Here is a 12,891-nt window from a genome sequence, read left to right on the forward strand (position 1 = left end):
CAGGGTTGAAAACCTGGGGGATGACCTGTGGTTAGGGGTGAAAGGCCAATCAAACTCCGTGATAGCTGGTTCTCCCCGAAATGCATTTAGGTGCAGCGTCGTGTGTTTCTTGCCGGAGGTAGAGCACTGGATAGGCGATGGGCCCTACCGGGTTACTGACCTTAGCCAAACTCCGAATGCCGGTAAGTGAGAGCACGGCAGTGAGACTGTGGGGGATAAGCTCCATGGTCGAGAGGGAAACAGCCCAGAGCATCGACTAAGGCCCCTAAGCGTACGCTAAGTGGGAAAGGATGTGGAGTCGCAGAGACAACCAGGAGGTTGGCTTAGAAGCAGCCACCCTTGAAAGAGTGCGTAATAGCTCACTGGTCAAGTGATTCCGCGCCGACAATGTAGCGGGGCTCAAGCGTACCGCCGAAGTCGTGTCATTCGTACATGTATCCCCAACGGGAGTACGGATGGGTAGGGGAGCGTCGTGTGCCGGGTGAAGCAGCCGCGGAAGCGAGTTGTGGACGGTTCACGAGTGAGAATGCAGGCATGAGTAGCGATACACACGTGAGAAACGTGTGCGCCGATTGACTAAGGGTTCCTGGGTCAAGCTGATCTGCCCAGGGTAAGTCGGGACCTAAGGCGAGGCCGACAGGCGTAGTCGATGGACAACCGGTTGATATTCCGGTACCCGCTTTGAAACGCCCAGTACTGAATCAGGCGATGCTAAGTCCGTGAAGCCGGCCCGATCTCTTCGGAGTTGAGGGTAGTGGTGGAGCCGATGAACCAGACTTGTAGTAGGTAAGCGATGGGGTGACGCAGGAAGGTAGTCCAGCCCGGGCGGTGGTTGTCCCGGGGTAAGGGTGTAGGACGCACGGTAGGCAAATCCGTCGTGCATATAAGTCTGAGACCTGATGCCGAGCCGATTGTGGTGAAGTGGATGATCCTATGCTGTCGAGAAAAGCCTCTAGCGAGTTTCATGGCGGCCCGTACCCTAAACCGACTCAGGTGGTCAGGTAGAGAATACCGAGGCGTTCGGGTGAACTATGGTTAAGGAACTCGGCAAAATGCCCCCGTAACTTCGGGAGAAGGGGGGCCATCACTGGTGATAGCACTTGCTGCTTGAGCTGGGGGTGGCCGCAGAGACCAGCGAGAAGCGACTGTTTACTAAAAACACAGGTCCGTGCGAAGCCGTAAGGCGATGTATACGGACTGACGCCTGCCCGGTGCTGGAACGTTAAGGGGACCGGTTAGCTGACTTTCGGGTCGGCGAAGCTGAGAACTTAAGCGCCAGTAAACGGCGGTGGTAACTATAACCATCCTAAGGTAGCGAAATTCCTTGTCGGGTAAGTTCCGACCTGCACGAATGGCGTAACGACTTCTCGACTGTCTCAACCATAGGCCCGGTGAAATTGCACTACGAGTAAAGATGCTCGTTTCGCGCAGCAGGACGGAAAGACCCCGGGACCTTTACTATAGTTTGATATTGGTGTTCGGTTCGGCTTGTGTAGGATAGGTGGGAGACTTTGAAGCGGCCACGCCAGTGGTTGTGGAGTCGTCGTTGAAATACCACTCTGGTCGTGCTGGATGTCTAACCTGGGTCCGTGATCCGGATCAGGGACAGTGTCTGATGGGTAGTTTAACTGGGGCGGTTGCCTCCTAAAGAGTAACGGAGGCGCCCAAAGGTTCCCTCAGCCTGGTTGGCAATCAGGTGTTGAGTGTAAGTGCACAAGGGAGCTTGACTGTGAGACCGACGGGTCGAGCAGGGACGAAAGTCGGGACTAGTGATCCGGCAGTGGCTTGTGGAAGCGCTGTCGCTCAACGGATAAAAGGTACCCCGGGGATAACAGGCTGATCTTCCCCAAGAGTCCATATCGACGGGATGGTTTGGCACCTCGATGTCGGCTCGTCGCATCCTGGGGCTGGAGTCGGTCCCAAGGGTTGGGCTGTTCGCCCATTAAAGCGGTACGCGAGCTGGGTTTAGAACGTCGTGAGACAGTTCGGTCCCTATCCGCTGTGCGCGTAGGAATATTGAGAAGGGCTGTCCCTAGTACGAGAGGACCGGGACGGACGAACCTCTGGTGTGCCAGTTGTCCTGCCAAGGGCATGGCTGGTTGGCTACGTTCGGAAAGGATAACCGCTGAAAGCATCTAAGCGGGAAGCCTGCTTCGAGATGAGTATTCCCACCCTCTTGAAGGGTTAAGGCTCCCAGTAGACGACTGGGTTGATAGGCCAGATGTGGAAGCCCGGTAACGGGTGGAGCTGACTGGTACTAATAGGCCGAGGGCTTGTCCTCAGTTGCTCGCGTCCACTGTGTTAGTTCTGAAATAACGAACGGCCGTGTTGTTGTCCGGTGTTGGTTAATTTCATAGTGTTTCGGTGGTCATTGCGTTAGGGAAACGCCCGGTTACATTCCGAACCCGGAAGCTAAGCCTTTCAGCGCCGATGGTACTGCAGGGGGGACCCTGTGGGAGAGTAGGACGCCGCCGAACAATTTTTCCGGGAAAGCCCCGCACCGTATGGTGCGGGGCTTTTCTGCGTTCCAGGGCCGGGGCCTCCGTCCGGTCCCCCCGGCCAGTCGCCCTGGCTGCCCGGTGTCCCGTCGTGGAGCCGCGGCGAGCGCCGGCTGGGCCCCTTGGTCCGGCCTGCGGTGCTCGTGCGAACGGAGGGTGCTCGTACGCCGGGACGCCGGCCGGCCGGGATTATGACCATCCCCGGATTCCGTGTATGGTTTACCTCGTTGCCACAGCGCAGCGAGGCCCCAATAGCTCAGTCGGTAGAGCGTCTCCATGGTAAGGAGAAGGTCTGCGGTTCGATTCCGCATTGGGGCTCAGAGAAAAGCGAAAGGCCCCCGCCACTGGCGGGGGCCTTTCGCGTTGAGTATCAGGCGCGGGGCGGTTCCGGGACGCGCATGGCCAGGATCGCCATGTCGTCCGAGGCCGGCTCCGCCGCGAAGCGTTCCACGGCCCGCAGAATGCGTGCGGCGACCGCTCCGGCCGTCAGGCCCGTACAGGTCGACAGGACGTCCGCGAGGCCGTCGTCGCCCAGCATGCGGGTTCCCTCGCGACGTTCGGTGACACCGTCCGTGACGCACAGCAGGACGTCACCCGGGTCGAGGACGACCTCCTCCTCGTACAGGTCGAGGTCCTCGATGACACCGAGCAGGGGCTGCGGCTCCGCGGCGGACTCCACGGAGCCGTCCTGGCGCAGGCGCAGCGGCAGCGGGTGGCCGGCGCAGACGACCTTCAGGAGGGCGCTGCCGTCCTCCTGGGGCCGCAGCTCGCCGTACAGAAGGGTCAGGAAGCGGCTGCGGGCGCCCTCGTCGAGGATCGCCGCGTTGAGACGCTCCAGGACCGCCGGACCGCCGAAGCCCTCGCGGGCCAGCAGACGCAGCGCGTGGCGGGCGAGGCCCGTCACGGCGGCTGCCTCGGGCCCCGTGCCGCAGACGTCGCCGATGGCGAAGCCGTACGCGCCGTCGCTGATCGGGAAGACGTCGTAGAAGTCTCCGCCGACCTCGTTGCCCTCGCCCGCGGCGCGGTAGATGACCTCGATCTCGACGTTCGGCACGTCGGGGAGGCCCGGGGGCAGCAGGCTGCGCTGGAGGGACTGGCTGATCGCCATGCGCTCCGAGTACAGGCGGGCGTTGTCCAGGGCCAGGGCGGCTCTGCGGGAGAGGTCCTCGGCCAGTTCCAGGATCTCCTGGCGGAAATGATCGTCCGAGGGCTTCCCGAGCGTCAGCATGCCGATCACGCGGTTGCGGGCGACCAGCGGAAGGACCACCGTCTCGCCGCCCACGGCCTGGGCCGTGGCGAGGATCGTACGGGTGGCCGTGCTCATGCTCAGTGGCGCGTCGTGCTGAAGGCTGCGGGTCGACGTGCTCAGCGCGGCACGGTGACCGGCCTCCGAGGGCGCGGCCCAGACACGGGCGCCCGGAGTCGGGACCGGATCCGGCGGGGCGACCTTGGAGAGCAGGGCCTTCAGCCCGTCGATGAGGTCCTCGTCCTCGTGGAGCACATAGGAGAGGTACGGCTCCGAGGACTGGTCCGCGATCGTGTAGACGGCGCACCAGGTGGCCAGCGTCGGAACCGTCATCTGCGCCATGAGCGCGAGGGTCTGGTCCCGGTCGAGCGTGCCGGCCAGCAGGTCGGAGGCCTCGACCAGGAAGGACAGGGAGCCGCGGCGAAGCCGTTCCAGCTCGCCGAGGCGGGCGGACTCCACGGCCAGCGCGATGCGGTCCGCCGCGAACTGGAGGCGCAGGGCCTCCTCGTTGGTGTAGCGGCCGGCCGCCTCCGCCGCGACGCCGAGCGAGCCGGTGAGGCGGCCCTCGACCTTCAGCGGGACCGTGACGACCGAGCGCATCCCGGTGTCGGTGAGCAGGGGCACGGCCCCCGGGACGGCGGTGAGGTCCTCGTGGACGGCGGGCATCCGGGCGGAGCCGTAACGTCCCGTCCCGGCTTCCACGGGAACCCGGGCGAAGCGCTGCCGGGCCGAGGGGAGGCCGGTTGTGGCGCGCACCTCCAGCTCCGTCTCGTCGTCCGTGGCGAGCAGCAGGAACGCCGCGTCGGCGTCGAGCATGTCGCGGGCCCGCTCGACCGTCCGCTGGAGCAGGCCGTCGAGGTCGTCGGGGGCCGGGGAGCCGATGAACACCTCGAAGGGGTCCGCCGTACGGTGGTCGGCCGAGGTGTCGGAGACCGGGGCGCGGACCGGGGACTGGAGAACGGCGCGCTCGTCGTCGCGGACGAGGAGACAGACCGTGGAGGGTTCGCCGTCGGTGTCGCGGACCCGCAGGTGCGAGGAGTAGACGGCGATGGTCCGGCCGTCCGCGCCGCGGATTCCGTAGCTGCCCTCCCAGCGCGAGAGCTGGAGGGCGTCGGCGATGCCGGTGTTGGTCCCCGGAGTGTGCGGCCAGGCCACGAAGTCGGTGAACTGCTTGCCGATGACCTGTTCCGCGGTGTGCCCGAAGACGTACGCGGCGTCGTCGTTCCACGCGCTGATCGCACCGGTGCTGTCGATCTGGACGACGGCGACCCGCACGCGCTGGTCGGTGACGGGGAGCAGCGACGTGGGCAGGACCGGACCGGCGGAGCGGATGCCCACGGGCCGGTCGGGCAGGTCCAGCTGGAACCACACGTGCTTGCGCGTGGGGGAGTACTCCACACCCCAGCGGGAGGCCAGTGCGGCGCAGAGCAGCAGGCCGCGGCCGTTCTCGCGGTCGGGGCTGCCGAAGTCGACGCCGTTGCTCTGGAGGGGGACCTCGCGTTCGGGATAGTGGTCGGCGACCTCGACACGTACGCCGTCCCCGCTGCGCAGGCACAGCACGTCGGCGGCCGTCCCCGCGTGCACGACGGCGTTGGTCACGAGCTCACTGGTGAGGACGACGGCGTCGTCGACGACGTCGTTGTAGCCCCACCCCTGGAGCGTGTCCCGGACGAAGGCGCGGGCGGTCGCGACGGAGCGCCCGACCGGTTCGAAGGTGGCGGCCGCTCGCGCGGTGATCACAGCACTCCCCATATGGTGTCTCGTCGCTTCCCCGAGTCCTGTGCCCGTTTATCGCCGCTTCGATTCGCTTGCCAGGCTAGACGTTCGGCGAGGGTGCCGGTTACACGAGGGCCGAGTTCGGGACAGGACGGTCATGTGGTGGTGCGCGGGCGCACAAGTATGGACTCCCGGTGCAAGGGATGGGGGGCAACCGGGACAGGTTGCCCGCCGACCCGTTCCGGCCTGGTACGTTGCAACGATTTGACGTCCGCCCGGTCGCCCGTTGACGGTGTGCTGTGGCGGTGAGCCAAAGTGGAACTGGGCAAGCTTCCTGATAGGCCCGAGTGAAACGGTCAACCCCTGCGGGAGGGACACGGTGGAGTCTGGCGTGGCGGCGCAGGGTTCTCAGGCGCGTACAAAAGGCGGACAGTCCGTGAAAAAGCAGCGCAATGGCACCGTCGAGGTCGACGCGGCAGCTCTGAACAGGCTGCTCGCGGGACTCGTGGCGATGCGCGACGGCAACTTCCGCCGGCGGCTCACCGTCTCCGGCGACGGGGTGATGACGGAGATCTCCGCCGTCTTCAACGAGGTCGCCGACCGCAATCTTCATCTCACCGGTGAGCTGGCCCGGGTGCGGCGCGTGGTCGGCCGTGAGGGCAAGCTCACCGAGCGGCTGGAGACGGGCGCCTGCGAGGGCTCCTGGGCCGCCGCGATCGACGCCTCCAACGAACTCGTCGACGATCTCGCTCGACCGGTCTCCGAGGTGGGCCGGGTGCTGTCGGCGGTCGCCGACGGTGATCTGGAGCAGCGGATGGAGCTGCGCTCGCACACGCAGGACGAGACGGTCCGGCCGTTGCGCGGCGAGTTCCTGAAGGTCGCCCGTACGGTCAACAACCTGGTCGACCAGCTGTCGGTCTTCACCGAGCAGGTGACCCGGGTCGCCGTCGAGGTGGGCACCGAGGGCAAGCTCGGGGGCCAGGCGCAGGTGCGGGGGATGTCCGGGTCCTGGAAGGACCTCACGGACTCCGTGAACACCATGGCGTACCGGCTGACGGCCCAGGTGCGGGACATCGCGCTGGTGACGACGGCGGTCGCCAAGGGCGATCTGTCGCGGAAGGTCACCGTCCATGTGGCCGGTGAGATGCTCCAGCTGAAGAACACCGTCAACACGATGGTCGACCAGCTGTCCTCGTTCTCCTCCGAGGTGACGCGCGTCGCCCGTGAGGTGGGTACGGAGGGCGAGCTGGGCGGTCAGGCGACCGTGCCGGGTGTGGCCGGTGTGTGGAAGGACCTCACCGACTCCGTCAACACGATGGCGGGCAACCTCACCTCCCAGGTGCGCGGGATCGCGGAGGTGACGACGGCGGTCGCCAGCGGTGATCTGACGCAGAAGGTCACGGTGAGCGCACGCGGCGAGGTCGCCCAGCTCGCCGAGACGATCAACCAGATGACCGAGACGCTGCGGACCTTCGCGGACGAAGTGACGCGGGTGGCGAGCGAGGTCGGTGGCGAGGGGCTCCTCGGCGGTCAGGCGCAGGTGCCCGGGGCCGCCGGGACGTGGAAGGACCTCACCGACTCGGTGAACACGGTCTTCCGCAATCTGACGACGCAGGTGCGCGACATCGCGCAGGTGACGACAGCGGTGGCCAGCGGCGACATGTCGCAGAAGGTCACGGTCGACGTGGCCGGCGAGATGCTGGAGTTGAAGAACACCGTCAACACGATGGTGGACCAGCTCCAGTCGTTCGGTTCCGAGGTGACCCGCGTGGCCCGGGAGGTCGGCGTCGAGGGCCGGCTCGGGGGCCAGGCCGAGGTGCCGGGAGCCGCGGGGACGTGGAAGGACCTCACCGACTCGGTGAACACCGCGTTCCGCAACCTGACCGGTCAGGTCCGGGACATCGCGCAGGTCACCACGGCGGTCGCCAACGGAGACCTGTCGCAGAAGGTCACCGTGGACGTGGCCGGAGAGATGCTGGAGCTGAAGAACACCGTCAACACGATGGTGGCGCAGCTCTCCAGCTTCGCCGACCAGGTGACGCGGATGGCCCGGGACGTGGGCACCGAGGGCCGCCTCGGCGGTCAGGCGCGCGTGGACGGTGTGTCGGGTACGTGGAAGGAGCTGACGGACTCCGTCAACTTCATGGCCGGCAACCTCACCTCCCAGGTGAGGCAGATCGCCCAGGTGACGACGGCGGTGGCGCGGGGCGACCTGTCGCAGAAGATCGACGTGGACGCCCGGGGCGAGATCCTGGAGCTGAAGAACACGATCAACACCATGGTCGACCAGCTCTCCGCCTTCGCCGACCAGGTCACCCGGGTGGCCCGCGAGGTGGGTACGGACGGACGGCTGGGCGGCCAGGCGCAGGTGCCCGGCGTGGCCGGAGTGTGGCGCGATCTCACCGATTCGGTGAACGGCATGGCGGGGAACCTCACCGCCCAGGTCCGCAACATCGCGCAGGTCGCCACGGCGGTGGCGCGCGGTGACCTGTCGCAGAAGATCGATGTGGACGCCCGGGGCGAGATCCTGGAGCTGAAGAACACCCTCAACACGATGGTGGACCAGCTGTCCAACTTCGCCGAGCAGGTGACGCGCGTCGCCCGCGAGGTGGGTACGGAGGGCATCCTCGGCGGCCAGGCCGAGGTGCAGGGCGTTTCGGGCACGTGGAAGGACCTCACGCAGTCCGTCAACGGCATGGCGAACAACCTGACCCTCCAGGTCCGCAACATCGCCGAGGTCACCACCGCGGTCGCCAAGGGCGATCTCTCCAAGAAGATCACCGTCGACGCCAAGGGCGAGATCCTCGAACTGGTCACGACCGTCAACACCATGGTCGACCAGCTGCTGAACTTCGCGGACGAGGTCTCGCGCGTGGCCCGCGAGGTGGGTACCGAGGGCATTCTCGGCGGCCAGGCGCGGGTGCGCGGGGCGACGGGCATCTGGAAGGACCTCAGCGAGAACGTCAACCTGATGGCCAACAACCTGACCAGCCAGGTGCGCAACATCTCCCGGGTCTCCTCGGCGGTCGCCAACGGCGATCTGACGAAGAAGGTCACCGTGGAGGCGCGCGGCGAGGTCGCGGAGCTGGCCGACACGGTCAACACGATGGTGACGACGCTGTCCTCGTTCGCGGACGAGGTCACGCGGGTGGCCCGTGAGGTGGGCACGGAGGGCGAGCTGGGCGGCCAGGCCCGGGTGCCGGGAGTCGCCGGTACGTGGAAGGACCTCACCGAGTCGGTGAACTCGATGGCCTCCAACCTGACCGGCCAGGTCCGGCAGATCGCCACGGTCACCACGGCCATCGCCAAGGGCGACCTGACCAAGAAGATCGACATCGACGCGCGCGGTGAGATCCAGGAGCTCAAGAACACCATCAACACGATGGTCGACCAGCTGTCCTCGTTCGCCGAGCAGGTGACCCGGGTGGCCCGCGAGGTGGGCACCGAGGGGCAGCTGGGCGGCCAGGCGCGGGTCCGGGACGTCGACGGCACCTGGCGCGACCTCACCGAGTCGGTGAACGAGATGGCCGGGAACCTGACCCGTCAGGTCCGCGCCATCGCCGCCGTCGCCACCGCGGTGACCCGCGGCGATCTGAACCTGAAGATCGACGTGGACGCGGCGGGCGAGATCCAGGTGCTCCAGGACAACATCAACACGATGATCGCGAACCTGCGTGACACCACCCTCGCCAACAAGGAGCAGGACTGGCTGAAGGGCAACCTGGCCCGGATCTCCGGTCTGATGCAGGGCCGCCGCGATCTGGACGACGTGGCCTCGCTGATCATGAGCGAGCTGACGCCGGTGGTCTCGGCGCAGCACGGCGCGTTCTTCCTGGCGATGACCGCGGGCGACTCGGACGAGGTGGGTCCGGACGACGGTGCGGCCAGCTCGTACGAGCTGCGGATGCGCGGGAGTTACGGCTACTCGGCGGGTTCGATGCCGACCTCGTTCCGGCCCGGTGAGACGCTCATCGGGACGGCGGCCGAGGAGAAGCGGACGATCCAGGTGGACAACGTGCCGCCGGGCTATCTGAAGATCTCCTCCGGGCTGGGAGAGGCCCCGCCGGCGCATGTGATCGTGCTGCCGGTCCTCTTCGAGGGCAAGGTCCTCGGGGTGATCGAGCTGGCCTCCTTCCAGCCGTTCACGCATATCCAGCGGGACTTCCTCAACCAGCTCGCCGAGATGATCGCGACGAGCGTCAACACGATCAGCGTCAACACCAAGACCGAGAAGCTGCTGGAGCAGTCGCAGGAGCTGACCGAGCAACTGCGCGACCGTTCGCAGGAGTTGGAGAACCGGCAGAAGGCCCTCCAGGCGTCCAACGCCGAACTGGAGGAGAAGGCCGAGCTGCTGGCCCAGCAGAACCGCGACATCGAGGTGAAGAACACCGAGATCGAGGAGGCGCGGCAGGTGCTGGAGGAGCGGGCCGAGCAGCTCGCGGTCTCGATGCGCTACAAGTCCGAGTTCCTGGCGAACATGTCGCACGAGCTGCGCACCCCGCTGAACTCGCTGCTGATCCTCGCCAAGCTGCTGGCGGACAACGCCGAGGGCAACCTCTCGCCGAAGCAGGTGGAGTTCGCCGAGACGATCCACGGGGCCGGTTCCGACCTGCTCCAGCTGATCAACGACATCCTCGACCTCTCCAAGGTCGAGGCCGGCAAGATGGACGTCAGCCCGACCAGGATCGCGCTGGTCCAGCTGGTCGACTACGTGGAGGCGACCTTCCGCCCGCTCACCGCGGAGAAGGGGCTCGACTTCTCCGTACGGGTGTCGCCGGAGCTTCCCGCGACGCTGCACACCGACGAGCAGCGGCTGCTCCAGGTGCTGCGCAACCTGCTGTCCAACGCGGTGAAGTTCACCGACACCGGTGCGGTGGAGCTGGTGATCCGGCCGGCCGGGGCCGATGTGCCCAACGCGATCCGGGAGCACCTGCTGGAGGCCGGTTCGCTGCGGGACGCGGACGCCGATCTGATCGCCTTCTCGGTCACCGACACCGGGATCGGGATCGCGTCCAGCAAGATGCTGGTGATCTTCGAGGCGTTCAAGCAGGCGGACGGCACGACGAGCCGCAAGTACGGCGGTACCGGCCTCGGTCTGTCGATCAGCCGGGAGATCGCACGGCTGCTCGGCGGTGAGATCCACGCGGCGAGCGAACCGGGGCGCGGTTCCACCTTCACCCTGTACCTGCCGCTGCACCGGGCCGAACTGCCGCCCCAGGGGTACCCCGCGGTGGGTTCCGGTTCCGCGGAGGTGCTGGGAGGCGCGGGCGAGATGGGTCACGCGCAGGCCCCGCAGGGGCAGTCGGCCCCGTTGGGCGACCCGGCCAACTCGGCGGGCGTGTTCCGGCGGCGCCGCAAGGCCCTGGGGGACGGGGCCCGCAGGCCCGCCCTGCCGACCGGCCGGACCGCGCCGGAGAGCTCCCCGCAGCAGGAGGAGTGGGTACAGGCGCAGGGGAGTCAGGGCGAGAGCCAGGTGCAGGGCCCGCCGGCGGCGGAGGAGCGGGCTCCCCGGCGTACATTCCGCTTCCGTGGCGAGAAGGTCCTCATCGTCGACGACGACATCCGCAACGTCTTCGCGCTCACCAGCGTGCTGGAGCAGCACGGACTGGCGGTGCTGTACGCGGAGAACGGCCGTGAGGGCATCGAAGTCCTGGAGCAGCACGACGATGTGACGGTCGTACTGATGGACATCATGATGCCGGAGATGGACGGTTACGCGACGACGACCGCGATCCGTCGGATGCCGCAGTTCGCCGGGTTGCCGATCGTCGCGCTCACCGCGAAGGCGATGAAGGGCGACCGGGAGAAGGCCATCGATTGCGGGGCTTCCGACTATGTGACGAAGCCGGTCGATCCTGATCACTTGCTTGCGGTGATGGAGCAGTGGATGCACGGAGAGTGACGGGGATTGGAACAAATGAGCGTCAGTTGTTGACCGACTGTGCTCGGACGGGTGTGAACTCGCCGTATTCGGGGAACCTTCTGGTCTCAAACCGCGTTTGCGGTATGTGCACAGTGACATCGCGGTGACAGGGTGTGGTGACGGGCGGGGTGCGGCTACCATGACCGGCACAAGGACGGACGGCGTAAGGGAGTCGTCCCCTGGGGCGGCACCCGGTGCATTTCCGGGGCGAGGAGGACGGGCCATGGTGCAGAAGGCCAAGATCCTCCTGGTCGATGACCGGCCGGAGAATCTGCTGGCGCTGGAGGCCATCCTCTCTGCGCTCGATCAGACACTGGTCCGGGCATCGTCAGGGGAGGAGGCGCTCAAAGCGCTGCTCACGGACGACTTCGCGGTCATTCTGCTGGACGTCCAGATGCCGGGCATGGACGGTTTCGAGACAGCCGCGCATATCAAGCGGCGGGAGCGGACCCGGGACATCCCGATCATCTTCCTCACCGCGATCAACCACGGTCCGCACCACACCTTCCGCGGCTACGCGGCCGGTGCGGTGGACTACATCTCCAAGCCGTTCGACCCCTGGGTCCTGCGGGCCAAGGTCTCGGTCTTCGTCGAGCTGTACATGAAGAACTGCAAGCTCCGGGAGCAGGCGGCACTGCTGCGGCTCCAGTTGGAGGGCGACGGCCACACGGGCGGCGAGCACGAGAAGGAGCCGGCCGGGCTGCTGGCCGAACTCTCCGCGCGGCTCGCGGCGGTCGAGGAGCAGGCCGAAGCACTCTCCAAGCAGCTCGACGACGAATCCGCGGACGCCGCCGCGGTCGCCACCGCCGCCCACCTCGAACGCAAGCTGACCGGCCTGCGCCGCGCGCTCGACGCGCTGGAGCCGGGCACCGGCGGAGGCACCGGCGTGCTGCCCGCGCCGAGCTGACGCAATCCGGCACCTCCGGCCCCTCCGGCCCGGCGTGCGCCGACCCCTGCCATGAAGCCGCGTCAGTTCCCGGCCCCCCGCAGACGACACGGTCGGGTGAACCAGTAGGCGAACGTATTCACGGGCGACGACAGCGGTAACCTCGGCACCATGGCCTCACGTACGTCCGGCAAGGGTTCCCAGGGCGCGGCGGGCGCCGCGAAGCGCGTCGGCCGTACCCCGGGCCCGGCGAAGAAAGCCGCGCCCGCCAAGAAGACCGCGCCCAGGAAGTCGGCTGCTCCCGCGAAGAGGGCCCCCGCCAAGAAGGCGGCGGCCAGGAAGCCCGCGCCCAAACCGGCACCCTCACCCACCGGAGGCGTCTACCGGCTGGTGCGCGCGGTCTGGCTCGGGGCGGCGCACGGCGTCGGCGCGATGTTCCGCTCGATAGGACGCGGCGCCAAGGGACTTGACCCCGCCCACCGCAAGGACGGGCTCGCCCTGCTGCTGCTCGGCCTGGCGCTGATCGTCGCCGCGGGCACCTGGTCCAACCTCCAGGGGCCGGTGGGCGACCTGGTCGAGATGCTGGTGACCGGGGCCTTCGGCCGGCTCGACCTGCTCGCGC

The 12,891-nt window shown here is 67.0% G+C and carries 3 protein-coding genes, 1 tRNA gene, 2 rRNA genes and 1 pseudogene (1 of these 7 running past the window's edge); 6 read left to right on the forward strand and 1 reads right to left on the reverse strand.

What is annotated here, in order from left to right:
* The 3 genes from DTB53_RS30965 to DTB53_RS30975 all read left to right on the forward strand — a co-directional run.
* Positions 1-2,281: ribosomal RNA gene (locus tag DTB53_RS30965) — 23S ribosomal RNA — on the forward strand; it begins 845 nt to the left of the window's first position.
* 79 nt (positions 2,282-2,360) lie between these two features.
* Positions 2,361-2,477, forward strand: a 5S ribosomal RNA gene (gene rrf, locus DTB53_RS30970).
* A gap of 266 nt (positions 2,478-2,743) precedes the next feature.
* A tRNA-Thr gene (locus tag DTB53_RS30975) sits at positions 2,744-2,816 on the forward strand.
* A gap of 52 nt (positions 2,817-2,868) precedes the next feature.
* Here the strand turns inward: DTB53_RS30975 and DTB53_RS30980 are convergent.
* On the reverse strand, positions 2,869-5,496 hold the full coding sequence (locus DTB53_RS30980; RefSeq protein WP_012378773.1) for a SpoIIE family protein phosphatase: 2,628 nt from the start codon (positions 5,494-5,496) through the stop codon (positions 2,869-2,871).
* Between the two features lie 400 nt (positions 5,497-5,896).
* Here DTB53_RS30980 and DTB53_RS30985 point away from each other — a divergent pair, with 400 nt between their 5' ends.
* The 3 genes and pseudogenes from DTB53_RS30985 to DTB53_RS30995 all read left to right on the forward strand — a co-directional run.
* Positions 5,897-11,362 carry a HAMP domain-containing protein gene (locus DTB53_RS30985; RefSeq protein WP_042495948.1) on the forward strand — a complete coding sequence of 1,822 codons (5,466 nt, stop codon included), beginning with the start codon at positions 5,897-5,899 and terminating at the stop codon, positions 11,360-11,362.
* Positions 11,363-11,606: 244 nt separating this feature from the next.
* Positions 11,607-12,290, forward strand: a complete 684-nt coding sequence (locus DTB53_RS30990; protein WP_069455842.1) for a response regulator — start codon at positions 11,607-11,609, stop codon at positions 12,288-12,290.
* Between the two features lie 150 nt (positions 12,291-12,440).
* Positions 12,441-12,891, forward strand: a pseudogene (locus DTB53_RS30995) (cell division protein FtsK); the annotation flags it as partial.

It is taken from the genome of Streptomyces griseus (assembly GCF_900460065.1).
Taxonomy (GTDB): Bacteria; Actinomycetota; Actinomycetes; order Streptomycetales; family Streptomycetaceae; genus Streptomyces; species Streptomyces griseus.